Origin of the sequence: Pseudomonas sp. GCEP-101 (assembly GCF_025133575.1) — a bacterium.
Classification (GTDB): Bacteria; Pseudomonadota; Gammaproteobacteria; order Pseudomonadales; family Pseudomonadaceae; genus Pseudomonas; species Pseudomonas nitroreducens_B.
Genome location: NZ_CP104011.1, coordinates 4,754,825 through 4,779,205 on the forward strand (window position 1 = coordinate 4,754,825; position 24,381 = coordinate 4,779,205).

At 67.9% G+C, this 24,381-nt stretch carries 19 protein-coding genes and 1 pseudogene; 6 read left to right on the plus strand and 14 right to left on the minus strand.

Features of this window, described 5'->3' with window-relative positions; translation table 11 throughout:
• Positions 1 to 13 precede the first annotated feature (13 nt).
• The 3 genes from N0B71_RS21655 to N0B71_RS21665 all read right to left on the minus strand — a co-directional run bounded on the left by N0B71_RS21655 (position 14) and on the right by N0B71_RS21665 (position 5,665).
• Entirely contained in the window at positions 14 to 2,410 is a 2,397-nt protein-coding gene (locus tag N0B71_RS21655; protein WP_259754826.1) for a TonB-dependent siderophore receptor, read from the minus strand.
• A gap of 149 nt (positions 2,411 to 2,559) precedes the next feature.
• Positions 2,560 to 4,251, minus strand: coding sequence for a cyclic peptide export ABC transporter (locus N0B71_RS21660; RefSeq protein ID WP_259754827.1), 1,692 nt, complete (start codon positions 4,249 to 4,251; stop codon positions 2,560 to 2,562).
• 391 nt (positions 4,252 to 4,642) lie between these two features.
• Positions 4,643 to 5,665 carry a FecR family protein gene (locus N0B71_RS21665; protein ID WP_259754828.1) on the minus strand — a complete coding sequence of 341 codons (1,023 nt, stop codon included), beginning with the start codon at positions 5,663 to 5,665 and terminating at the stop codon, positions 4,643 to 4,645.
• A 672-nt stretch (positions 5,666 to 6,337) separates the two neighbouring features.
• Here N0B71_RS21665 and N0B71_RS21670 point away from each other — a divergent pair.
• From N0B71_RS21670 to fhuF, 3 genes are all read left to right on the plus strand, one after another.
• Positions 6,338 to 7,672, plus strand: a complete 1,335-nt coding sequence (locus N0B71_RS21670; protein WP_259754829.1) for a lysine N(6)-hydroxylase/L-ornithine N(5)-oxygenase family protein — start codon at positions 6,338 to 6,340, stop codon at positions 7,670 to 7,672.
• Between the two features lie 99 nt (positions 7,673 to 7,771).
• Positions 7,772 to 8,758 (plus strand): GNAT family N-acetyltransferase, encoded by a 987-nt coding sequence (locus tag N0B71_RS21675; RefSeq protein WP_259754830.1) that lies wholly within the window; start codon positions 7,772 to 7,774, stop codon positions 8,756 to 8,758.
• Between the two features lie 31 nt (positions 8,759 to 8,789).
• On the plus strand, positions 8,790 to 9,545 hold the full coding sequence (gene fhuF / locus N0B71_RS21680) for a siderophore-iron reductase FhuF (RefSeq protein ID WP_259754831.1): 756 nt from the start codon (positions 8,790 to 8,792) through the stop codon (positions 9,543 to 9,545).
• Between the two features lie 376 nt (positions 9,546 to 9,921).
• On the opposite strand, the gene N0B71_RS21685 is transcribed toward fhuF, so the two are convergent.
• A complete protein-coding gene (locus N0B71_RS21685; RefSeq protein WP_259754833.1) occupies positions 9,922 to 10,689 on the minus strand; it encodes an ATP-binding cassette domain-containing protein in 768 nt (255 codons plus the stop codon).
• Positions 10,690 to 10,855: 166 nt separating this feature from the next.
• Between N0B71_RS21685 and N0B71_RS21690 the strand changes: the two genes are divergently transcribed.
• Positions 10,856 to 12,817, plus strand: a complete 1,962-nt coding sequence (locus N0B71_RS21690; RefSeq protein WP_259754835.1) for a DEAD/DEAH box helicase — start codon at positions 10,856 to 10,858, stop codon at positions 12,815 to 12,817.
• 17 nt (positions 12,818 to 12,834) lie between these two features.
• Here N0B71_RS21690 and N0B71_RS21695 read toward each other — a convergent pair whose 3' ends face one another.
• Together N0B71_RS21695 and N0B71_RS21700 are read right to left on the minus strand one after the other, a co-directional pair.
• Positions 12,835 to 13,176 carry an FKBP-type peptidyl-prolyl cis-trans isomerase gene (locus N0B71_RS21695; RefSeq protein WP_259754836.1) on the minus strand — a complete coding sequence of 114 codons (342 nt, stop codon included), beginning with the start codon at positions 13,174 to 13,176 and terminating at the stop codon, positions 12,835 to 12,837.
• Between the two features lie 184 nt (positions 13,177 to 13,360).
• Positions 13,361 to 14,137 carry an NAD(P)H-dependent oxidoreductase gene (locus N0B71_RS21700; protein ID WP_259754837.1) on the minus strand — a complete coding sequence of 259 codons (777 nt, stop codon included), beginning with the start codon at positions 14,135 to 14,137 and terminating at the stop codon, positions 13,361 to 13,363.
• Positions 14,138 to 14,226: 89 nt separating this feature from the next.
• Here N0B71_RS21700 and N0B71_RS21705 point away from each other — a divergent pair, with 89 nt between their 5' ends.
• Both N0B71_RS21705 and N0B71_RS21710 read left to right on the plus strand, forming a co-directional pair.
• The gene (locus N0B71_RS21705) at positions 14,227 to 15,120 is read left to right on the plus strand and encodes a LysR family transcriptional regulator (protein ID WP_259754838.1); all 894 of its coding nucleotides are present in this window, start codon (positions 14,227 to 14,229) and stop codon (positions 15,118 to 15,120) included.
• Between the two features lie 207 nt (positions 15,121 to 15,327).
• A pseudogene (locus tag N0B71_RS21710) lies at positions 15,328 to 15,603 on the plus strand (LysR substrate-binding domain-containing protein); the annotation flags it as partial.
• Between the two features lie 176 nt (positions 15,604 to 15,779).
• On the opposite strand, the gene N0B71_RS21715 reads toward N0B71_RS21710, so the two are convergent.
• From N0B71_RS21715 to N0B71_RS21750, 8 genes are all read right to left on the minus strand, one after another.
• Positions 15,780 to 16,673, minus strand: coding sequence for an alpha/beta hydrolase (locus N0B71_RS21715; protein ID WP_259754839.1), 894 nt, complete (start codon positions 16,671 to 16,673; stop codon positions 15,780 to 15,782).
• 14 nt (positions 16,674 to 16,687) lie between these two features.
• A complete protein-coding gene (locus N0B71_RS21720) occupies positions 16,688 to 18,907 on the minus strand; it encodes a TonB-dependent siderophore receptor (RefSeq protein ID WP_442964690.1) in 2,220 nt (739 codons plus the stop codon).
• Between the two features lie 87 nt (positions 18,908 to 18,994).
• Complete coding sequence (locus N0B71_RS21725; protein ID WP_259754841.1) at positions 18,995 to 20,371, minus strand: HAMP domain-containing sensor histidine kinase; 1,377 nt, start codon at positions 20,369 to 20,371, stop codon at positions 18,995 to 18,997.
• On the minus strand, positions 20,371 to 21,063 hold the full coding sequence (locus N0B71_RS21730; RefSeq protein ID WP_259754842.1) for a response regulator transcription factor: 693 nt from the start codon (positions 21,061 to 21,063) through the stop codon (positions 20,371 to 20,373). Before N0B71_RS21730 ends, N0B71_RS21725 begins: the two co-directional genes overlap by 1 nt.
• A gap of 107 nt (positions 21,064 to 21,170) precedes the next feature.
• On the minus strand, positions 21,171 to 21,620 hold the full coding sequence (locus N0B71_RS21735; protein ID WP_259754843.1) for a methyltransferase family protein: 450 nt from the start codon (positions 21,618 to 21,620) through the stop codon (positions 21,171 to 21,173).
• 64 nt (positions 21,621 to 21,684) lie between these two features.
• Positions 21,685 to 22,335, minus strand: coding sequence for a Vgb family protein (locus N0B71_RS21740; protein WP_259754844.1), 651 nt, complete (start codon positions 22,333 to 22,335; stop codon positions 21,685 to 21,687).
• A gap of 41 nt (positions 22,336 to 22,376) precedes the next feature.
• A complete protein-coding gene (locus N0B71_RS21745; RefSeq protein WP_259754845.1) occupies positions 22,377 to 23,573 on the minus strand; it encodes a helix-turn-helix domain-containing protein in 1,197 nt (398 codons plus the stop codon).
• A 115-nt stretch (positions 23,574 to 23,688) separates the two neighbouring features.
• Positions 23,689 to 24,381 carry an amino acid ABC transporter permease gene (locus N0B71_RS21750; protein WP_259754847.1) on the minus strand — a complete coding sequence of 231 codons (693 nt, stop codon included), beginning with the start codon at positions 24,379 to 24,381 and terminating at the stop codon, positions 23,689 to 23,691.

The window sequence follows — 24,381 nt, forward strand, 5'->3', positions numbered from 1 at the left end:
CTCCGCGAGCGCCTTACCAGCTGTACTTCACGCTGGTCATGACGGTGCGGCGCAGGCCCGGGTAGCAGGAGATCGGGCTGTCGCAGGTCGCGGCGTAGTCCTCGTCCAGCAGGTTCTGGGCGTTCACCGAGAGGGTCACGTTCTTGTTCAGCGGGTAGCTCACGCCGGCGTCGAACAGGGTGTAGTTGTCGACGTGGTAGGTGTTGGCGTTGTTGCCGTAGAGCGAGCCGGTGTAGCGCACGCCGCCGCCGATGGAGAGGCCGTCGACCGCGCCTTCGTGGAAGGTGTAGTTCAGCCAGCCATTGGCCATGTGCTCGGGCACGTTGGCCGGGCGGTTGCCTTCGTTGCCGTCGTTGCTCTGGGTGATCTTGGCCTTGGTGTAGGTGTAGGAGGCGAGCAGGTCCCAGTTCTGGTCCAGCTTGGCCTTCAACTCGGCCTCGATGCCGCGCGACCGCTGCTCGCCGGTCGGCTCGCTGAAGCCGGTGGGCACGCCGTTGGCGCTGAGCTGCGGGGTGAGGATGTTTTCCTTGGTCAGCTCGTAGGCGGCCAGGGTGATCAGCAGGGTGTCGTCCGGCTGGAACTTCACGCCGGCTTCGTACTGGTGCGCTTCGCTGGCCTTGAATGCGCCGCCATCCGGGCCGATGCCGGAGTTGGGCACGAACGACTCGGAGTAGCTGACGTAGGGGGCGAGGCCGAAGTCGGTCAGGTAGGTCAGGCCGACGCGGCCGGTGAAGGCGTTGTCCTTCTGCATGCTGTGGGCGCCGGTGTGGCTGTCCAGGTCGTTGCGCACATAGTCGTAGCGGCCGCCGGCGGTGAGGATCCAGTGGTCGTCGAACTTGACCTGGTCCTGCAGGTAGGCGCCGATCTGCTCGATGTTCTGGTCGTAGTCGATAGCCTGGCCGGGGAGGGTGGTGTCCTTGGTCGGGCGCTGCACGCTCTGGCCGTACTGCGGGTTGTCCAGGTTCAGCGACGGGCCGAGGGTGCGCCAGCGGGCGATGTCGGCGTCCTGCCAGCTGTAGTCCACGCCCATCAGCAGGGTGTGCTTGATGGCGCCGGTGTCGAAGTTGGCCTGCAACTGGTTGTCCAGGTTGAAGGTGTCCAGGTGCTGGTCGAAGCGATCCGCGGTGCGGATGATGTTGCGCCCCACCTGGGCCTGCGGCAGCAGGTTGGCGAAGACCAGGTCGACCTGACCGTAGCGCGCGTTCTGGCGGAACTCCCAGACATCGTCGAAGCGATGGCGGAATTCGTAGCCGAGGGTGTACTGGTCCTGGCTGAAGTGGTTGTAGCTGTGGTCGCCCAGCAGGGTGCCGGTGGTGTGGCCATTGACGCTGTAGTCGAAGATCGAGCCGGAGTTGCGGTCACGCAGGAAGTCGGTGAGCACGGTCAGGCTGGTGTCTTCGTCCGGCGCCCAGGTGAAGGACGGGGCGATGTAGTAGCGGTCGTCCTCGACCTCGTGGCCGTCGTCGTACTCGGCCTGGGTGTTGGCGTCGCGGGCCAGGCCCACCACGCGGTAGAGGAACTGGTTCTGCTCGTCCAGCGCGCCGCCGAGGTCGAACTGGCCCTGCTTGCGGTCATGGTTGCCGCCGGTCAGCTGGACTTCGTTGACGTGGTTGGCAGTGGGCTTCTTGCTCACGCGGTTGACGATACCGCCGGCGTCGCCCAGGCCGAACAGGCTGGAAGACGGGCCACGGACCACGTCGATGCGCTCGAAGGCATAGGGCTCGCTGCGAAAGAACGCGTAGCTGTTGTTCTGCTGACGCAGGCCGTTGAGGTAGTCGCTGGTGGCCTGGGCGTTGAAGCCGCGGATGTACATCCAGTCGAAGCCCTTCGGGTCCAGGCCGTAGGCTTCCACTTTGACGCCGGGCACGTAGCGCAGCGCTTCGGTCACGGTCTGCGCGCCCTGGGCATCCATCTGCTTGCGGGTGATCACCGAGATCGACTGGGGAATCTCCAGCAGCGGGGTGTCGGTCTTGCTGCCGCTGGTGGAGGTGCGCGGCACGTAGCTGTCCTCGCCTTCGATGGCGCCAGTGATGGTCTGCGACGAGAGGTTCAGGGTATCGCCACCCGCGGCGTCTGCGCCCAGCAGGGTCACGCGGCTGCCATCGACCTGGTACTGGATGCCGGTGCCTTGCAGCAGGCGCTCCAGCGCCTGGGTCGGCTCCATCTCGCCCCGCACGCCGGGTGCCCGCAGGTTCTGCACCTGGGTCTGGTTGAAGACGATCTGCAGGTTCGACTGCGCGCCCAGGCTGGTCAGCGCGGAGGCCAGCGATTGCGCCGGAATGTCGATGCGGACCGGCGCCGCTTGCGCGGCGGTGGCGGTGAGGACCATGCCCAGGGCGGTGGCGCGGACCAGGCGGGCCAGCGGTTTGACCCTGTGCCGGGTTTGAAGCGCAGTGCGGGTGCGACTCACGTGTGTTGCTCCTATGATCGTGTTGCAGTTTCTAATAAGAATGATTCAGCTGGGTGTGGCACACCGGTGCAGGCACCGGAACAATCCGTTCGCTCTGTTGCTGCCGGGTAAAGACTGGGTGAAGGGCGGCGAGCCGCACCTCCCGGCGGTTAACGCATGGCCACGCCGGAGCCGCCGTGGGGCGGCGATGCGGCGCGATGGTCCTCGATTTCCACGATCTGCCCGGCGCCCATGCGCAACAGGCGGTCGGCGACGTCGAAGTAACGGTCGTCGTGGGAAATCACGATCAGCGTCTTGCCCTGGGCGCGCAGCTCGGGCAGCAGCTCGGTGTAGAAAATCCGGCGGAACTCCGGGTCCTGGTCCGCCGCCCATTCGTCGAACACCAGCACCGGGCGTTTTTCCAGCCAGGCCTGCACCAGCGCCAGGCGCTTGCGCTGGCCGGTGGACAGGTCGGTGGTGGAGAACGTCTGGCCTTCCAGGCTGACCTTGTGGGCGATCTCCAGGCGTTCCAGGTAACGGCTGGCTTGGGCGGGGATGTCCTGGCTGCCCTTGAGCAGGTCCTCGAAGAGGAAGTAGTCGGCGAAGATGGTGGTGAACAGCTGGCGGTAGTCGTCGCGGTTGGCGTCGGTCACCGGCGCGCCGTTGAGCAGCAGCTCGCCGCCGCGCGGGGCGTAGAGCCCCAGCAGCAGTTTGATCAGGGTGGTCTTGCCGCATCCGTTTTCGCCGGCGATGAACAGGATCTCGCCGCGGTTGACGGTCAGGTTCAGCGGGCCGACGCCGAAGCCGCGCGGGCCGTCATCGGTGGGGTAGTGGTAGGCCAGGTCGCGCAGTTCGAGGCGCTGGAAGTCCGGCGCCGGGCGGCCATCGTCGGCCAGCAGCAGGTTCGGTTCCGGCGAGGAGAAGCGCACCGACAACTCGGCGATGCGGCGGAATGCGACCTGGGCGCGGCTCACCACCGGCAGCTGGCCGATCAGGCCTTCCAGCGGGCCCTTCATGTACAGCAGCACCAGGATGAAGCCGGACAGCGTCGCCCGGTCGGTACTCGGCCACAGCGACTGGTAGGCCAGGGCCACGCCGATGACGATGAAGAACAGCGTCGAGCCGAAGCCCTTGGCGAGGTTGAACAGGTTGATCGAGCGCAGCTGGATGTCGCAGATCTCGTCGGCGGTGCCTTGCAGGCGCTCGCTGTAGTGCTGGAAGCGGCGCGGCCGGCTGATGCGCAGCTCCTTGGCGCCCTCGGCGATGGCGCGGTAGTGCTTCTGCAGTTCGTCTTCCTTGTCCCGCGCCTCGAAGAAGCCCTTGATGCCCTTGGCCCGCGCGACGTATTGCACGGCGCTGCCGATAACGATGGCGACAGCGGTGGCGAGGAACATCGGCGGCGACAGCCAGGCGAGGTAGCCCAGGCAGCCCAGGGTGGTGGTCAGGGCGACGGCCAGCGGCGCGAAGGCGAAGGCGAAATCGCTGATGGTGTCGATGTCGTGGGTCAGCACGGGGATCAGCCGGTGGCTGCGGTAGCGCTCGATCTGCTCGATGGGCGCGGCGATGATCTTGCGGCCCAGGTCCTTGCGCAGCCGCGCAATCACATGCTGGCCAACGTAGTTGGTGCCCCGGTCGGAAATGATCGAGCCCAGCAGCGCCAGCCCGCACAGCCCGGCAAAGCCCAGCAGCAGGCCGGCGGGCATGCCGCCCTCGGAGTGCAGGCTGTAGTTGATGGTGGCGAGCAGCGCGGTGATGGCGGCGCCGCCGAGCATGCCCAGCACGGTGGCGGCGGTCAGCGGCAGCCAGTGTGGCCGCAGCAGTTTGAGCATCTCGCCAAAGGCGCTTGGAGCGGGTGTTTGCATCGTCTTTTCCTGGACCCGGCCTGCGAAGGAGCAGGCCGCACTACGGGACGAGACGGCGCGCGAATCAGGAAATCATCGGCAAATCCGAATCGTTCCTATCAAGACGAATGAGCGCGGGAAAAACTGAAGAGAATTTGCGAGTTTTTCTCAAATGAGATGAACCGCCCCGGTGATCTGCGCAGGGTTCGCTCCTGCCCGGTGCCGGATCGCGCGTAGAAGCGGACTCCGTCCGCGATAGGTTCGCATCGCGCCGGAGAGCATCGCGGAGAGAGTCCGCTCCTACGCACCCGGCAAACCCGGATCCTGTAGGAGCGAGCGTGCTCGCGAACGGGCGTGGCACCGAACCCAGGCGCAGGGCAAATGACCTGGACCGGGTCATCCGCCAGCCCGGCTAGAGCTGCACGTAACGACTGGCGAGCAGGGTGCGGCCCTGGCTGTCCTTGCGCAGCTCCACCGGCAGGACCTTGGGCAGCGACTCCACCAACGCCTGCAGGTCGTCGGTGCGGTAGATGCCGCCGATGCGCAGGGCGGCGACGGTGGCGTCGTCGAGGTACACCGGTTGCGGGAGGTAGCGGTTGATCAGCGGGATGGCCGATTGCAGCGTCAGGTCGTCGATCACCAGCTTGCCGTCGAGCCAGGCAATGGCGCCGGCCGGGGCGACCTGGGCCAGCTCGATGCGCTCGGCGCCGCGACTGTAGCGCGCCTGCATGCCCGGGGTGAGCTGGGCGCTGTTGCCGTCGACGCTGTCCGGCGGGCTGACCACCACCGAGCCTTCGAGCAGGGTGACGAGCATCTGCTGGGGATCGGTCCAGACGTTGAAGCGTGTGCCGGTGACGCGCACGTTGCCGTTGTCGGTGTAGACCGAGAAGGGTTGCAGGGTGTCGTGGGTGACGTGGAAGTACGCCTCGCCGCCGCTTTTCAGCCAGGCGCTACGACGGTCGCGGAAGTGGGCGAAGAACAGTTGCGAGTGGCTGTTGAGTTCGACCGTCGAGCCGTCGGCCAGCTCGACTTCGCGGGGGCTGGGCTGGGCGGCGTAGTAGCCGACCTGCGAGGGCAGCCACCCGGCGGACCAGCCCGCCGACCACGCGGCGCCGATGGCCGCCAGCACGCCGGCAGCCAACGCGGCGATGCGCTTGCCACTGCGCGGGCGGCGGCTGCGCGAACGGGCGCCGTGCCGTGGCTCCGGCGCCATAGGGGCGACGGCGATAGGGGGCGACGCCGGCAGGCGTGCCGAAAGCTCCCAGATCTCCAGCATCGCCTGGTACTCCACCGCGTGCCGCGGGTCGCGCGCGAGCCACTGGGCGAACTCCTCGCGCTCGGCGTCGCTGCACCCCTCGTCGTGCAGGCGCGCGCACCAGTGCGCAGCTTCGGCGCTGATGCGGTCGTCGTCGAACGGGGCGGGGGAGGTGGTCATCAGGTGTTCCGCTAGGGCCGCTGGCGGCCGATATCGCAATTTCTTCGTGCGTTGATGCGACTGATTATAAATAAGCCGGGCGGGCGCTGTCAGCACGAGGCTACAGAGGCGATCGGCAGGGGACTCTAGGTGTGTGTAGGAGCAACTGTCTTCTTCTGAAAGTCCGTGCCTGTGTTTCCCTCTCCCTAACCTTCTCCCTGAAGGGAGAGGGGACCGCATAGTGCAGATTGCGCCCGCCGTGTCAGCCGGCTGCTTTAGCTACCTCTCCCTTCGGAGCGGGGCGCGCAGCCAGGGCGGTTGAGAGGGCACGCCCCGGCGCGATTGTTCAGGTAGGAGCACACTCCGTCCACTGCTCTGCGAGAGCCCGTCACCCAGAAGAAAAGACGCGCCACCTCCGTCCGGATTTAGTCCCGCGTGCCCCACCTGCTTTCCCGCTACCGATTCCCGTCGTCATTCTGAAATTTTCATGACTTATTGAGAATCATTCTAAATTTCTCCGCACCTGTCTCGTCTCTCCAGATAACGCGCTTTCGACAGCGCACATCATCGGCGACACGCAGGATCGAGTGCCGGCCGCCACGCGGCGAGGCTCTCCAGGCAGGGCTCAGCAGTAAGCCGCCGGCTCCCGCGTGGTCACGCCCCTCGGCCATCGCGATACAGGACATTGGCACCATGACCCAGATGATCACCCCGACCTATGACGTGCTCGGCATCGGTTTCGGCCCCTCGAACCTTGCGCTGGCGATCGCCCTGCAGGAGCAGGCGCGACGCGAGGGCCGCCACTACCACGCGCTGTTCCTCGACAAGCAGGCCGACTACCGCTGGCACGGTAATACCCTGGTGGCGCAGAGCGAGCTGCAGATTTCCTTCCTCAAGGACCTGGTGACCCTGCGCAACCCCACCAGCCCGTACAGCTTCGTCAATTACCTGCACGCCATGGGCCGGCTGATCGACTTCACCAACCTGGGCACCTTCTACCCGTGCCGCATGGAGTACAACGACTACCTGCGCTGGGTCAGCGAGCAGTTTGCCGAGCAGCGCGTCTGCGGCGAGACCGTCAGCCGCGTCGAACCGGTGCAGGGGCCGGACGGCATCGAGCTGGTGAAAGTGCTCTCCACCGATGCCCGCGGCCACGAGCGCTTCCGCCTGGCGCGCAGCGTGGTGGTCAGCACCGGCGGTACGCCGCGCTTCCCATCGGCCTTCAGCCACCTGCGCGACGACCCGCGGGTGTTCCACCACGCCCGCTACCTGGAGTGCATCGCCAAGCAGCGCTGCAACCAGAACGAGCCGATGCGCATCGCGGTGATCGGCGGCGGGCAAAGCGCCGCCGAAGCCTTCATCGACCTGAACGACAGTTTCCCCTCGGTGCAGGTCGACATGGTGCTGCGCGCCGCGGTGCTCAAGCCCGCCGACGACAGCCCCTTCGTCAACGAAATCTTCGCCCCGCGCTACACCGACCTGGTGTTCAACGAGCCCAAGGCCGAGCGCGAGAAGCTCATCCAGGAGTTCCACAACACCAACTATTCGGTGGTGGACCTGGACCTGATCGAGCGCATCTACGGCATCTTCTACCGGCAGAAAGTCGCCGGCGTGGATCGCCACGCCTTCCTCTGCCGCCGCCATGTCGAAGCCGCCAGGGCCGACGCCGACGGCATCGAGCTCACCCTGCGCGACAGTGCCACCGGCGCGGTGGAAACCCACCGCTACGACGCGGTGATCCTCGCCACCGGCTACGAGCGTACCTCGCACCGCGAGCTGCTCGCGCCGCTGCAGGAATACCTGGGTGACTTCGAGGTGGGCCGCGACTACCGCGTGCTGGCCGACGAGCGCCTGCACGCCGGTATCTACCTGCAGGGCTTCACCCAGGACAGCCACGGCCTGAGCGACACGCTGCTGTCGGTGCTGCCGATGCGTGCGCAGGAAATCGCCGCCTCGCTGTTCGAGCACCTGCCGCCCCAGGAAGCCGCGCACAAGCCGGCGCGTCCGCTGGCGGCGGAAAGCGCCTGACCCACGGCGCCCGGCATCGACATCCGGGCCGACTAAATTCCGGCCGACCCTGCTCGTCATACGAGCGGGGTCGTTGCATTCACCCAAAGGCTACCTACCATGACGCCCAATTTTTCCCTGCCGCTGCCCGATGGCCGCACACTCGGCGCCGATGCCGGCACCCACGGCCTGACCCTGCTGCTGGACGGCCAGCCGCTGCTGAGCGCGCAGCGCAACGGCGAGTGCTGGCAACTGACCTCCGAGCCCACCGTGGAGGCGCTGTGGGCGCTCGCCTACTGGACGTTTGCCGGCGATGCGCAGAGCGAGCGCGTGCCGTTCGCGGCTGCCGATGTGCCGGCCGAGGCCTTCGCGCAAGGGCTGGTGAATCGCGATGAGGTCGGCGGGCGCCTGCAGATCGAGCGCGCCGCCTTCTGGCAACTGCCCGCTGCGTGGCACAAAGGCGTGGCCAGTGCCGACTTCCCGCTGGTCTACCGCATGAGCGGCGGCCGCCGTCATCCGCTGCGTGCTCCAAAGCCCCAGGGCGAGGTCTATCGCCGCTTCGACGCCAGGCTGGGCCAGTGGATTTCCCTGCGCACCCTGGATATCGAACGTGACCTCGAGCGCTTCAACCGCTGGCAGAACAGCCCGCGCGTGCTGGAGTTCTGGCAGGAAGGCGGCACCCTGGAGCAGCACCGCGCCTACCTGGAAAAAGGCGCTGCCGACCTGCACACCACCGCCCTGATCGGCTGCATCGACGACGAACCCTTCGCCTACTACGAAGCCTACTGGGCCAAGGAAGACCGCATCGCACCCTTCTATGAGGTGGACGATTACGACCGTGGCATCCACATGCTGGTGGGCGAGGACAGCCATCGCGGCCCGCACAAGGTGGAAAGCTGGATGACCGCCCTGGTGCACTACCTGCTGCTGGACGACCCGCGCACCCGGCGCATCGTCGCCGAACCGCGCGCCGACAACGCGAAGATGATCGGCCACATGCAGCGCCTGGGCTTCTGGCGCGAGAAGGAATTCAACTTCCCGCACAAGCGCGCCGCCCTGATGGTGCAGAGCCGGGAAACCTTCTTCGAGCGCTGCCGCCTGTGCTGACGGCGGTACGCCGGTGGGTCGAGGGCGGCCGGTGATCGCAGCCCTCTCGCCCTTGTATTTCGGCGAATTCGCCAGCTACCGCGAGGTGCTGGTGACCCGCGACGACCCCCGTCCCTCGATCCCGGCGCGCGCCCTGTTGGAACGGCAGATGCTCGACAACGTGCTGCGCCGCTTCGACCCTCCCAACGCCGACAGTGACAGGCGTGCCCTGGCCTCGCAGTGGTCCAAGTGGTACCTGGTGCGCCTCGTCCCGCCCGTGGTCGCCGCCGCGCTGGTGCTTGGCCGCCGGTTGCCGCTGGCGTTCGATGAGGTGGAGGTGGTGCTCGATGCCCAGGGCATCCCCGAGGCGTTCAAGCTGCCGGGGGAGGGCGCAGCGTTCGCCGCGCCGCCCCAGGATCCGTTCCAGCGCTTCGCCCATTTGCTGGAAGACCATCTGCAGCCCTTCATCCAGACCCTCGCCGCCGAGGCGCGCCTGTCGCCCAGGGTGCTCTGGAGCAATGCCGGCAACTATTTCGAATGGTTCATCGGCGAGATGGCCAAGCTGCCGCCGCTGGCCCCGCTGCTCGGCCACGGCCGCGAGCTGCTGGCGACCGAACGCCGCCCGGATGGCACGCGCAACCCGCTGTACCAGCCGGTCCGGTATATCGAGGTGGCGTGCACGCAGCGGCCGGATGGCCTGTGGCGGCAGCGGCGGACCTGCTGCATCCGCTATCGCCTGGACACCCTCGGGCATTGCGACAACTGCCCGCTGATCGACGAGCCGCCGCCAGAACCCAGCGACCTGTGAATCACGCGCCTGCAGGCGCTGTGTTCGCGAGCAAGCTCGCTCCTACAGGGAAGCGCCGGAATGCGTTTCGTAGGAGCGGACCCTGTCCGCGAATCCCATCGCGGCGGAATGTGCAACTGCAGGCAAACACTGACACATCGCTTTTCGTAGGGGCGAGCTGGCTCGCGAACCGCCCGGCACCGACGCCATGCTGCGGCCGCCGGCGTTATCCACCCTGCGTGGCGGAGCCAGAGCGCCGAAGCATCGCGTTGCGTAGGAGCGGGCCATGCCCGCGATCCGTCGGCAGGGCCGACGTCCGCTGACGTGTGCAGCGGACGTGCAGGCGTGCCCATGGGGCAATCGCGGGCATGGCCCGCTCCTGCAAGAAGTGCCGATATCAGCGCAGATAACTGATCGGCGACCCGTCCACCGGGTTGCTCAGCACGCCCATCGGGATGCCGTAGATATGCTCCAGCGTCTCGCCGCGCATTAGCTCTGCCGGGGAGCCCTGGGCCAGCAGGCGACCGGCGTGCAGGGCGATCAGGTGGTCGCAGTAGCGCGCCGCCATGTTGATGTCGTGCAGCACCACCAGCACGCCCAGGCCCAGTTCGCGGCTGAGGTCGTGGACGCGGGAGAGCACTTCCACCTGGTGGGCGATGTCCAGTGCCGAGGTGGGCTCGTCCAACAGCAGGTAGCGGCTGTTCTGCGCCAGCAGCATGGCCAGCCAGACACGCTGGCGTTCGCCGCCGGAGAGCAGGTCCACCGGGCGCTCGGCGAAGGCGAGGGTGTCGGTGAGGTCCAGCGCGCGGTCGATCTGCTGTCTGTCCTCGCCGGTGAAGCGCCCCAGCGCGCCGTGCCACGGGTAGCGGCCGAAGGCAACCAGCTCGCGCACGGTCAGGCCATCGGTTTGCGGCAGCTGCTGCGGCAGGTACGCCACCTGGCGCGCGAAATCGCGGTTGCCCCAGTCCTGCAGCGGCTTGCCATCCAGGCGGATGCTGCCGCCACTGGCCTGTTGCTGGCGGGCCAGCAGCTTGAGCAGGGTGGACTTGCCCGAACCGTTGTGGCCGATCAGGCCGATCATCCTGCCGTCGCCCAGTTGCAGGCTCAGCGGATGCAGGAGGGTGCGGCCGGGGACGCTGAAACTGACGTTTTCCAGTTCGAACATGGGGTCATCCATCTCGGCGGCGTGGCCGGAAAAAGCGGGAGCCTGACTCTAATGCAATCGCTAATGGTTATCAATTTTCCAAGGCGTCGCGGAACTGCTGGATGGGTTGCCTTTCCCTGTCGCAAACCGCTTATGATTCAACGTCGTACACGATCTGGTAGGGCCCATGGAGTCTGCTGTCGAACGCTACAAGCGGCTGGTCGCCGAAGCCCTTGCGCGTTATTTCCCCCGTACCACCGAATACCTGCGCGCCGAGCGCGAAGCCTCGCAGCCCAAGCCTGGCACCCGCGGCAAGGCGAAAGGCAAGGCCAGGGCGCCGGCCAAGCGCAGCGCCAAGCCCAAACAGGACGGCGATGCGCCGGCGCCCAAACGCCCGCGCGCAGCGGCGGCCGGCATCTACGGCAGCGCCACCGCGCCCGACGAGCAGCACGCCATGGACATGCGCCAGCGCGTGGCCCAGGCGGCGGCCCACGGGATAGTCAGCCTGCCGTCCGACGAGCAATGGGCGATGATCCTCGCGCCCGAGCCGCTGACGCGCATCTTTGCCGGCGCCGGTTCCGGCAAGTCCACCACGCTGGTGCTGCGGGTGGTCTACATGCTCTGCCACTTGGGCATCGACGCGGAAAAGGTCACGGTGATCTCCTTCACCAACGCCTCCTGCGCACAGCTGCGCGAGCAGTTGGTGAAGGTGCTCGGCTACTGGGGGCATCCCTTCGACGCGGCCCAGGCGCGGCAGTGCGTGCGCACCTTCCATTCGGCCATGGGCACCCTGGCCAAGGTGGCGCTGAAGAACCCGCGCTGGTTCGAGCAACTGGACGAGCGCCCCCCGGCCGATGAGCTGGACAACCCCTTGCTTGCCGGGCGCCTGCGCCCGGCCCAGCAGCGTCTGCTCAAGCAGGTTTACCAGCAGTGCTACGCCGAACAGCCGGCGTTCCGCACGCTGGTGCACCAGCTGCTGGAGCTGCCGCCACCGCCCGAAGCCGGCGAGGACGGCAAGCCACCGCGCATCGGCAAGGCGCCGCTGGACGCCTTCAAGCTGCCGGGCGAGTTCGTGGCGCTGCCGCTGTTCGAGGCGTTCTATGCGCAGTCGGGCTTCATCGAGAGCATCGGCCTGCGCATTGCGCAGCTGCAGCCATCGAGGCTCGCCTGCCCACCGCGCGAGCGCCAGTTCATCGAGGCATTGCAGCTGTTCTGGGCAGCCTTCGACAGCGCCTTGCAGGCGCAGGGCCTGCTGACCTTCAACCTGGCCTTCCAGCGCCTCACCGACCAGCTCGGCGACGGTGCGCTGCCGGCACAGGCACTGGCGCCGTTCCAGCATCTGCTGATCGACGAGTTCCAGGATGTCTCGCCACAGATCGTGCTATGGCTGCAGGCGCTGCACCGCGACCTGGCCAAGCGCGGCGAAAGCGTCAGCCTGATGGCCATCGGTGACGACTGGCAGTCGATCTACGCCTGGCGCGGCAGCTCGCCGGAGCTGTTCATGGATTTCGACCGGCACTTCCCCAGCAAGGGCCGGCGCAAGAGCCGCGTGCTGTTGCTGGAAACCAACTACCGCAGCATCGACCCGGTGATCCGCGACGGCGAGCGGGTGCTGGTGGGCGTGGCCAACAAGCAGGCCAAGACCTGTCGCGCCTTCAAGTCGGCGGAGCCGGGCGACCACGGGGTGAAGCTGGTGCAGCGCTTCGACGCGCGCAACAGCCTGCCGATCCTGCTCGAGGAAATCCGCAAGCAGTGCGAGCACGTCGCCGCGCGCGGTTCGCGGGAGAAAACCGCCGTGCTGGTGCTCAGCCGGCGCAACGAAACCCTGCAGAGCATCCTCGGCGAGCTGGACCGCAAACTGCCGGTGAAGGGCATGACCATCCACCGCGCCAAGGGTTTGCAGGCGGAAGTGGCGATCATCGTCGATGACTGTGCGCCGCCGGAGAAACACCCGCTGCGCAGCGCGCTGTACGCGGCCTCGGGCTTCTTCACCAGCAGCTACGACCAGGCCCAGCAGGATGAACAGCTGCGCCTGGCCTACGTGGCGATCACCCGCGGGGTGAGCCGGGTGTTCTGGTTCACCCGCAAGGCCCAGGGGCCGACGGCGATCCTGGCGATGCGGCGCACCGTCGAAACGGCTCCCGCCTGAGCCTGGGGGAGCGTCAGTCAGTCGTCACGGGTGAGGACTTCCAGCAGTTCGATTTCGAACAGCAGGTTGGAGTGGGGCTGGATGTGCGCGCCCACCTGGCGCTCGCCATAGGCCAGGTGCGCGGGCACGAAGAGCTTGCGCTTGCCGCCGACCTTCATGCCCATCAGCCCCTGGTCCCAGCCCTTGATCACCCGGCCGGTGCCGATCACGCACTGGAACGGGCGGCCCTTGTCGTAGGACGAATCGAACACGGTGCCGTCCTCCAGGGTGCCCCTGTACTGGGTGGTGATCAGGGCGCCCTTGACCACGGCCTTGCCGTCGCCGACGACGATATCTTCGATCTGCAGTTCGCTGCTCATGGCGTTCTCCGGGGAAACGGTCGGCGCGGGGCCGCAAGGGCGTGCGTTTTCGCAGGAAAACCCGGCCTTTGCAAGCGCCCCGCGGGTTCAGGCGATGGCCGCCTCCCCGGTTCGCCAGCAGGCGGGCGCCTGCGCAGGGTCCCGCTCGCACCCCGGCAGGAGCGAACGTGCTGGCGAACGGCGCTCAGGCCAGGTGCGCGGCAAACCCGCTGACCTCCGGCGCGATCTCCTCGCGCAGGGTCAGCGCGGGGATGTCGTAGTCGCCGCCGTTCTGCCGACGGAAGGGGATGGGCGCGGTGGTCTGCAGGCTGTCCAGGCGCGCGCCCAGTTCCTGCTCGATCTGCGCGTAGCGCTCCGCGTCCACGCGGCTGGTGCGGTACACCAGGTAGGGCGGCAGGACATCGAAGCCCGGGTAGAACAGCACGCCGTGATGGATCGGGAACAGCAGGTCGTCGATCGGCCCGTTGATGCCGCGCGGGCTGTAGTGCGACGCCCAGCCACCGGCGGTGACCACCAGCATGGCGCGCTTGCCGGCCAGGTAGCCTTCGCCGTAGCGGTCGCCCCAGCGGGCATCGGAGTGCTCGCCGACACCATAGGCGAATCCGTAGGCGTACACCCGCTCGACCCAGCCCTTGAGGATGGCCGGCATGCTGAACCACCACAGCGGGAACTGCAGGATCACCGTGTCGGCCCAGCGCAGCTTTTCCTGCTCGGCGGCGATGTCGCTGCTCTGCCGGCCGGCCGCGTAGGCGCGCTTGGAGTCCAGCGAGGGGTCGAAGCGCGCCTCGGGGTCGCGGTCCAGGCTGTCGGCGGCGTCCAGCGTGGCTTTCCAGTTCATCGCGTAGAGGTCGGAGACCTGCACGTCATGCCCGGCGGCCTGCAGGCGGCGCACGGCGAAGTCCTTCAGTGAGCCGTTGAGCGAGCGCGGCTCGGGGTGGGCGTAGACGATCAGTACGTTCATGCTGGCGGCTTCCGTTGAGAGGGGATGCGCGCAGGATGCGATGGCCGTCGGTATAGTGGAAATGAATATCCGGTATTTCAGGTATAGGGATGAATAATCTTCGCAGGCTCGACCTCAATCTGCTGGTGACCCTGGACGTGCTGCTGTCCGAGCACAACGTGACGCGCGCGGCGCAGCGGCTGAATTTCTCGCAGCCATCGGTGAGCGTGCACCTGGCCAAGCTGCGCGACATTTTCGACGACCCGCTGCTGCTGCCCGGCCCCCGTGGCATGCGTCCGACGGCGCGGGCGGAATCCCTGCGCGAACCGCTGCGCCTCGCCCTGGAGGCGCTGGAGCAGGCGGTGGCGCCCGCCGCGCCGTTCGACCCGGCCCAGGCGCAAACCACCTGGCGCGTCGCCGCGACGGACTATGGCGAGTCCACCATCCTGCTGCCGGCGCTGAACGCCATTCGCCACAGCGCGCCGGGCACCCGCCTGGCCCTGCTGGAGCTGTCTCCGCCGCGCATCGCCCGGCAGGCGGAGCAGGGCGAGATCGACCTGGCGTTCCACACCACCGACGGCAGCCCGCCGGGCATGCGCCGCCGCACGTTGTTCAGCGAGCGCTATGTGCTGGCCGGCCGCGCCGGCCACCCCAGGCTCAAGCGCAAGCCGAGCCTGGCGCAGTTCTGCCAGCTGGAGCACGTGATGGTGTCGCCCGATGGCGGCGGCTTCAGCGGCGTGACCGACGAGGCGCTGGCGGCGGTCGGCCTGAGCCGGCGGGTGGCGTTGTCGGTGCCGCATTTCCTCTTCGTCATCTCCGCCCTGGCCAGCAGCGACCTGGTGGCCATGGTGCCGGCGCGGCTGGTGCGGGATAACCCGGCGCTGCGCGTGGTGGAGGCGCCGGTGGAGGTGCCGGGGTACGGGATGTCGATGCTGTGGGACGAACGCTCGCACCGCGACCCGGCGCACCGGTGGCTGCGGGAGCAGATTGCCGCATCGGTCTGACGGCGATTCACGCCTGTAGGAGCGGGCCATGCCCGCGACCGTGCGCGTAGCGCGCTCCTACGCGGGGCGTTGGGCGGGTTCGCGAGCAACCTCGCTCCTACAGGGAAACTCCGCGCGCTGTTGTAGGAGCGAGCTTGCTCGCGAATAACGCCGCCAGGCAGGGGGCTTTTGCCGTATCACTCCACGAACCGCAGCCGCAACAGGTACTTCAGCGGCGTGACCGACGAGGCGCTGGCGGCGGTCGGCCTGAGCCGGCGGGTGGCGCTGTCGGTGCCGCATTTCCTCTTCGTCATCTCCGCCCTGGCCAGCAGCGACCTGGTGGCCATGGTGCCGGCGCGGCTGGTGCGGGATAACCCGGCGCTGCGCGTGGTGGAGGCGCCGGTGGAGGTGCCGGGGTACGAGATGTCGATGCTCTGGGACGAACGCTCCCACCGCGACCCGGCGCACCGGTGGCTGCGGGAGCAGATTGCCGCATCGGTCTGACGGCGATTCACGCCTGTAGGAGCGGGCCATGCCCGCGACCGTGCGCGTAGCGCGCTCCTACGCGGGGCGTTGGGCGGGTTCGCGAGCAAGCTCGCTCCTACAGGGAAACTCCGCGCGCTGTTGTAGGAGCGAGCTTGCTCGCGAACAACGCCGCCAGGCAGGGGCCTTTTGCCGTATTACTCCACGAACCGCAGCCGCAGCAGGTACTTCAGCGACGCCTCCAGCGTCTGCCCATGGCTCAGGCCGTCGAAGGCATGGAACTGCGCCTGCATGCCGGGCACCTTGCCGACGTTTTCCACCAGTTGCTGGGCGGCGCGGGGGGCGCTGGGAGTGATGCCTTCGCGCGGCCGGAAGGGTTCCTCGCCGCCGCGCATCAGCAACAGTTGTGCAGAGTGGCCGGCCAGGCGCTGGGCGAAGCCGTCCTGTTCCTCGAGGATGGCGCCGTCGCCCCACCACAGTGAAGGGCTGGCCGGAGCGTAGACGCTGAACTGTTGCGGCCGGGTGAGCAACGCGTGAAGCGTCAGCAGGCCGCCGTAGGAATGGCCCCAGAGCGTCTGTTGCGCACGGTCGATGGGCGCCTGCGCGGCCACCGCCGGCAGCATCCGGTCACGCATAAGGTCGAGGAAGGCATCGGCGCCACCGCTGGGGTCGCCGGTGAGCGGGTCTTTCTGCTCCGCCAGCTGCGGGCGCGGCGGAGTGTAGTCGCGGGTGCGGCTCGCCCGGTCGATGCGCAGAGGCGTCTGGTAGCCGACGGCGACCAGCAGCGGGGCGCGGCCGTCGTTCAGGTCGGCCAGCAGTTTGTCGTCCAGTGCGCCGAGGGCGGCGTTACCGTCGAGCATCCATACCAGCGGGTAGCCGGCGGCGGGTGCGGGGCGGGTGGGGCGGGCGATCCACAGCTGGTAGTGACGCTGGCCGTCGGCGGAGTCCAGTTTCAGCTCGCTGAAGCGGTAGGCCAGGTCGTGGCGTTGCAGCAGGTGGGTGTCCATCGTCTGGTCGGGGGCAGGCGCGGCGTGCGCTGCCAGCTCCGGCACGGCGAACGCCAGTGCCAGGGCCAGGAGGGGAAATTTCATCAGGCTTTCTCTGGTCAGAACGACGCGGTGAGGCTGGTGTACAGCGTGCGGCCCGGTTCGTTGTAGGTGGCGGCGCCGGCGCCCTCGATGCCGTTCACGCCCTGGGCGTTGCCCTCGCGGAACAGGCGCTTGTCGAAGACGTTGTCCACGCCGGCGGTGAAGCTCAGGTTTTTGGTGAACACATAGGTGCCGCTCAGCCCGGCGATGGCGTAGGGCGAGAGCTGGTTGTTGGCGCTGCCGGTGACGCGGTCGCCGTGGTAGTCGTATTTCTTCGGCGTCTGCTTGCCGTACCAGGCGACACTGGCCTGCAGCGACAGCGCATCGGTGGCCTGCCAGTCGAGCATGGAGTTCAGGGTGTACTTGGGTGTCACCGAGAGCACGTCGCCGGTTTCCTTGTTCTTCGACTGCAGCATGTAGGTGAAGTTGTTGCTCCACTTCAGCTGCTCCAGCAGCGGGATGGTCAGGGTGCCTTCCAGGCCCTCGACCAGCGCCTTGGGCACGTTTTCCCACTGGTAGATCGCGGCGTTGGCATAGCTGCCGGTGCCGCCGCTGGCCTGGTCGATGGGCGACAGGCCCGACTCGATCTTGTTCTTGTAATCATTGCGGAAGTAGGTCAGGCCGGCGATCAGGCCGTCCTTCTGGAACTCGATGCCCAGTTCCTTGTTGACGCTGGTTTCCGCCTTGAGGTCCTCGTTGCCCTGCAGGTAGCAGCTGGTGCTCTGGCCGTAGCAGCCCTGGCCGCGGCTGTAGAGCAGGTAGTCGGGGTTGAGCTGGTACAGGTTCGGCGCCTTGTAGGCGCGGGCGATGCCGGCCTTCAGGGTGACGCTGTCGGTGAGCGCGTGGGACAGGTTCAGCGACGGGCTGAAATTGTCGCCGACGATGCTGTGGTGGTCCCAGCGCAGGCCCGGGGTGAGCATGGTGCCGGGCAGCAACTCGATGTTGTCTTCGGCGAACAGCGAGAAGATCTGCGCCTGGGAGGTGGTGTCGCGGTTGGTGCTGGTGAGCCCCGGCACCGAGCCGCCTTCGCTGGTGGTCTGGGTGTTGGCGCTGGGGTCGTCGAGCTTCTGCTGCACCCACTCGCTGCCCAGGGTCAGGGTCTGGTCGCGCCAGGCGTGCAGCGGCAGGTTCACCTCGCCGTGGGCGGTCAGGTCGCGCAGGGTGGCGGTGTAGAAATCGGTGTTGCTGAAGATACCCTCGGTGCCGCCGGCCAGGCCTTCGTTGATGCGGCTGTTGCGGGTCTTCTCGTACTGCAGGTAGGCCATGGAGCTGCCGAAGTCCCACTCGCCGCGATGGGTGATCGAGTAGTTCTCGCGGTACAGGCGGTTGGTCTCGTGGCCGAGCATGGACTTCACGTTGGCGTTGCTGTTGGTGTTCTGCGTATCGCCGGTGTAGATGTTGCCCTGGCGGCTGAAGCCGGCCTCGAAGTCCAGCGTCTGCTCCGGCGTCAGGTGCCAGCTGAGCAGGCCGTTGACGTCCTTGTTGCGTACGCCTTCGCGGCCGGCGGGTAGGGTGCCGGCCTGGTTGCCGGTGCGGTTGGATTCATGGCCGGCGTTGATGTCCCAGTCGTCCGAGTCAGTCTTGGCGACGTTGCCGTACACGCGGTAGCTCAGGCTGTCGGTCAGCGGGCCGTTGAGGCCGAAGGTCATGCGCTGGGTGGCGCCTTCGTCGCTGTGCTGCGGGAAGTTGCTGTAGACGGTGACGTCGCCGTGGGTTTCCTGGCCCGCCTGTTTGGTGATGATGTTCACCACGCCGCCTGCTGCGCCGTTGCCGTAGCGCGCCGCCGCCGGGCCGCGCAGGACTTCGATGCGCTCCACCTGGTCAGCCGGCACCCAGTTGGTGTCGCCGCGCGAATCACGCTCGCCGCGCCAGCCGTAGCGCACGGCATTGCGGCTGGACACCGGTTTGCCGTCCACCAGGATCAGGGTGTTCTCCGGGCCCATGCCGCGGATGTCGATCTGGCGGTTGTTGCCGCGCTGGCCGCTGGTGGAGTTACCGGTCAGGTTGACGCCCGGCATGGTGCGGATGATCTGCGACAGGTCGCTGGCCGGCGGACGCTTCTTGATGTCCTCGGCGGTGATGATCGACACGCCCGGCATCTGCTTGGCTTCCTCTGCGGCGGTCGCGACGATGGTCTCGCTGTCGAGTTCGACGGGCTCGGAATCGGCGCTGGCGGCCTGCACGGCGAAGGACAGCAGGCTGCTGGAGAGCAGCAGGAAGGGCGGCAGGAAGTGCATCGGGCGGGACGGCATCGGTGATCTCCGACAACTGAAAGATCGCCAAATGATAATTAATGCTATTTGCCAGTAAAGCGCATTAACTTTCTAAACACTTGCCACGTCCTGGCGGGCCGCAGCGGCCGGCAGCCGCAGGTGCAGGCAAAGGCCGGCCTTGCCGTTCCCGCTGCCGTTCGCGGCCCACAAACGCCCGTCCGCCAGCTCCACGGCGCGCCGGGCAATGGCCAGGCCAAGGCCGAAGCCGCTGGACTCGGACGGTTGCAGCCGCTGGTAGGGCTGGAAGATGCGCTCCAGATCCTGCTCGGCCACGCCGGGGCCGTCGTCGCTGACGCGAAGGTGCCAGAATTCGCCCTCGCGCCAGCCATCCAGGCGCACGCTGCCGCCGCGCGGGGAATGGCGAATGCCGTTGCGCAGCAGGTTTTCGATGGCCTGGGCGAAGCTGTCCAGGTGCACCTGCACCACGCAGTCGGTGCCCAGCGAACAGGGCAGCCGCCCGGGCTCCCAGCCGCTTTCGAAGCAGGCGTCCTCACGCAAGGCTTCCCACACCGACAGGACCAGCACCGGCTCGCGCTCCAGCTGCGGGCGTTCGGTGTCCAGCCAGGCGAGGTCGAGGGTGTCTTCCAGCAGGCGCTGCATGTCCTGGATTTCCCGGTCCAGCCGCTCGCGCAACTGCCCTGCCGGCAGGTCGCTGTCGTGGGCGATGCGCAGGCGCGCCAGCGGCGTGCGCAATTCGTGGGACAGCGTGCGCAGCAGCAGGCGTTGCTGCGCCAGGCTATGCCGCAGGCGGTCGGCCATGTGGTCGAAGGCCAGCGCCAGTTCGCCCAGTTCGTCGCGACGATGGGCCAGCGGCGTGCCGGGGCCTTCGCTGTCCAGGTCGTCGGCGCGCAGGGCATCGGCGCGTGCGCGCAGGCGGTTGAGCGGCACGACCAGGTGACGGTAGATCAACAGGCCCAGGAGGGCGGCCAGCAGGGCAGGCACCACGCCGTGGCTGAACAGGTGCGTCCAGGGCGTCAGGCCGCCGGGCAGCAGGCGCTCGGGCAACTGCATGACCAGCCGCCCGCGCTCGGGATGCCGAGGGAACTCGATGCTGACGTAGGGCAGCTCGTCCTGCAGCCGGCGACTCATGGGCCAGTCCAGCTTGCGCATGAAGGTCAGGTGGCTGGATTCCTCCGCCGTCAGCGGCGTGGTGCTCAGGCTCCGCAGGTGGTCGTCGATCACCGCGACCCAGGTGTCCTCGGCGGCGGCGAGCTCCCGACGGAAGCGCTCCACGCCCTGGGTGCCCTGTTGCTCCCAGACCCGTTCGGCCTGTTCGGCGTAACGCGCCAGGTAGCTGCGGTCTTCGGGGCCGAGGAAGTACGTACTGCGCTCCAGCGACAGGCCCCAGCTCCAGATCAGCCAGGTGAGCAACAGGCAGAAACCGATTTGTAGCGCGGCGATCTTCCACAGCAGGGGATGACGGCGCATCAGTGACGGTCCGCGTCCACCAGGATGTAGCCCTGGCCACGCACGGCCTGGATCTGCACCTGCTGCGCACCGATGCTTGCCAGCTTGCGGCGCAGGTTGCAGACGTGCACGTCCAGCCCGCGATCCAGCCGGGTATAGGTGCGGTGCAGCACGCTCTGGTAGAGGTAGCTCTTGCTCAGCGCCTCCCCGGCATGGGCGTTCAGTGTGGCCAGCAGGCGGTATTCGGAATGCGTCAGGCCTGCCTGTTCACCGTTGTGGGAAACATCCTGCAGCTCATCGTCGAAGTGCAGCGAACCGCGGGGCCGCGGTTTTTCGCGGGCGCGATCCAGGCTTACCCGGCGCAGCAGCGCATCGATGCGCGCATCCAGCTCCGCCAGGCTGAACGGCTTGGGCAGGTAGTCGTCGGCCCCTCGGGTGAAGCCGGTGATGCGGTCCTGTTCCGCGCCAAGGGCGGACATCAGCATCACCGGCGTGGTGCGCGCGCGGCGCAGGGTATCCAGCAGCGCCAGGCCATCGATGCCGGGCAGGAGGATGTCCAGCAGGACCAGGTCGAAGTCGTTCTGGTGGACGGCCACCAGGCCCTGGTCACCGTTGGCGCAGGTGGTGACAGCAAAACCGCGCTGACAGAAATGACGTTCGAGGTCCAGGCGAAGACGGGAATCGTCTTCCACCAGCAAGAGCGAAGGGGACACGGTGAGCCTTGAGAGTTTCTGTAGTGAGAATCTTTAGCATTTGCAAATATCTCACTCCTGGCGGCCGGAAGGCAATGGCGATCTGCCAATGCCTCAGCGGCGCCGTCTCAGACCCAGCGGCGCACCCGGCTGCAGAAGGCATCGAACTCGGCGCCGAACAGCTCGCGCAGCGCCCGTTCTTCCGGGCGGATCTGGAAGCGTCCGATGTATAGCACGAAGCCCGCGACACCGAGCACCGCCCACGCCGAGCCGAGAAGAACGCACCAGCCGAGCAGGATGATGGCGAAGCCCAGGTACATCGGGTTGCGGGTGTGCCGGTAGATGCCGCTGATCACCAGCGCCGAGGCGCTTTCCGGTTTCAGCGGGTTGACCGTGGTGCGCGCGCGGCGGAACGAGGCCACACCCGCCAGGCACACCGCAGCGCCCGCCAGCACGACCAGCAGTGCCAACCACAGGCGTCCGCCCAGTGGCGCGATGGGACGCACCGCCAGCCACATCAGCACGCCGCTGACGATCGCCACCAGGGGCGGGGGAATACGGTGTTCCAGCCAATCCATGGGTATCTCCGGGCCAGTGCGGCCATGTCCAGTGAGGTGCCAACACTAGCCCAGATCGTTGCGATCAGCGCGGCCGTTTCACCGCGCGCACCTTGCCGCTGGTGCCGCCGCCGCAGTAGAAACGCTCGCCGCCGTCGGCTTCCAGGCCGGAGACGTGCATGCCCTCGGGCATGTCCAATTGCTCGAGCACCGCGCCGGACTGCGGGTCGACGCGGCGTAGCTCGCTGTAGGTCGATTCCGGGTCCCAGGTGCCGTGCCAGAGTTGGCCGTCGACCCAGGTCACGCCGGTGACGAAACGATTTGAATCAATCGTACGCAGGACTTCGCCGGTTTCCGGGTCGATCTGATGAATCTTCCGCGCACGGTATTCGCCGACCCAGAGCGAGCCTTCCGCCCAGGCCATGCCGGAATCGCCACCGTTGCCGGGCGCGGGGATGGTGGAGAGCACCTGCCCGCTGGCCGGGTCGATCTTCTGGATGCGGCGTTCGGCGATCTGGTACAGGTGCGTGCCGTCGAAGGCGGTGCCGGCGTGGGCGGGCACCTCGATGGCGCGCTCCAGCCTGCCGTCCTGCGGATCGAGGCTCTGCAGCCGCTCGCCGACGGCGAACCAGACGCGCCGGCCATCGAAGGTCAGGCCATGGACGGTGCTGACGCCGGGGAACGGGCCGTACTCCTGCAACACTTGCGCCGGGGATTGCTTGTAGTGGGTGGTCATGGTGTAGCCCTGCACGTGGTGGGTGGGAGCCTTCAGCCTATTCAGACACCGAAGGGCGCGGGGAGTAACAAGGTCGTCGCGAATCCCGGTGCCGGCGGCAGCGTCCAGCGCCGCGTGCGCCCCTGGCCCAGCGGCTGCACCTGGCCGGCGCTGGCGAGCGCTTCGAGGGCGCGCTGCACGCTGCGCTGACTGGTACCCAGGGCCAACGCCAGGGCGGAGCTGGCCCAGGCCTGGCCATCGCTGAGCAGCGCCAGCACATCAGCGTTGGCGTCCTCCCGCGGTGGCGCAAGGACCAGCGGATTGGCGGCGACCAGCCGATACCCCCGCGGTGTCGACTCGATGCCCGCCAAGGGTTGCAACAGACGCCGCAGCCGGCCGATTTCCACGCGCAGGCGGGCGCGGTGGGTATCGTCCGGGTGACGGGTGCGGAACACCCGGTTGATCAGGTCCGTGCGGACCACATCGTCCGGCCAGGCTTCACCCAGCGCGCGAGCGAGGGCGAAGAGCAGCGGGCGGCTGGCCAGCGACAGGTGGCCGACGCGGTGGCGACAGGCATCGATCACCAGCGCGTCGCTGTGCAGCAGGGCTTCCACCTGGTCCAACGACAGCAGGAGCGTGGCCTGCCGATCGATGCGCCGGGCGGCCGGGGCGGCAAGCAGCTGCGCGGCCTGGTCGACCTCCGCGCGCAGGGCGGCAATGCCGGATGCAGCAGCCGCGTCGGCGGCCTGGCCCAGCGCCGCCCGCGCCTGGGTTGCCTGTAGCCGGCGGACGGCGATGCCGGCAACGATGAGCCAATGCACCGCGCGCAGGTGCGCCGGCAGCGCTGCCGGTTCGAGAGCGGCCAGCGCAGCATTGGCGGCGTCGAGCTGGCCGATCAGCAGGGCGCGGCGGATCAGCAGGTAGCGCGCGTGGGCGGCATTGTCGGCATCGCCGTAGTGCTGCAGCACCTGCGTAGCCTGCTCCAGCGGCGCGGTCGGCCAGTTCAGCTCGCGGCTGGCCAGCGCCACTTCGGCTTCGGCGACCCGACAACGCGCGCGCTCGACGGGCTCGTGGTTGCCGAAGCCGCGGGCGGCACGGCGCAACAGGGCGCGCGCACGGGAGAAGTCGCCCAGCTGGGCCATGGCGATGCCGCGCAGGGCCAGCGCGGGCGGGTCCTCGCGCAGCGCCACGCGGTTCAGCGCCGCGAACGGGTCGCCCGCCGCCAGCGCGCTGGCCGCCGCCGTGATCAGCGAATCCATGGAAATCCCGCCACCCGTGTCGCTCCCCTCAAGCCGGTCTGCTGGCTAGTCTAGCCATGGCCGCGCGGCCGGTGCCGAAAGCGTGGGCACGGCATCGCCACGGCGGGCGTGACGCTCACCCGGCCTTGCGATACGCCGGGCGCAGCCTCGCCAGCAGTGCCGCCGCCAGGTCCAGCGTCGAGCACAGCAGGAAATAGAGCAGCGCGACGAACAGGAAGACTTCCGTGGGGTAGACCATCACCCGGTTGCTCACCTGGGTGGCGACGAAGGACAGCTCGCCGACGCCGATCACGTAGGCCAGGGAGGTGTCCTTGATCAGCGATACCCACTGGTTGAGGAAGGACGGCAGCATGATCGGCAGCGCCTGCGGCAGGATCACCAGGGTCAGCACCTGCCAGGGGCGCAGGCCCAGGGCGCGGGCGGCGTCCCACTGGCCCTTGGGCAGGCTGTCGATGCCGGCATGCACCGAGTGCGCGAGGTAGGCGCCGCCGATCAGCGACAGCGCGCAGACGACCGTGGCCAGCGCCGGCACGTCGATCTGGAAGACGATGGGCAGCAGGAAGTAGGTCCAGAAGATCAGCATCAGCACCGGGATGGCGCGGAAGAAACCGAGGAAGGCCACGAGCACGAGGCGCGGCCTGCCGCGCAATACCGACAGGGCGATGCCCAGCGCCAGGCCGATGACCGCCGAGGCGATGCCGGAGGCCAGGGCCAGGATGACGGTCAGCGCGGCGCCGCCCAGCGGGCCGTCCGGGTAGGCGCCGACGAGAAAGTAGGACAGGTTGTCGTGGATGACGGTGAAGTCCAT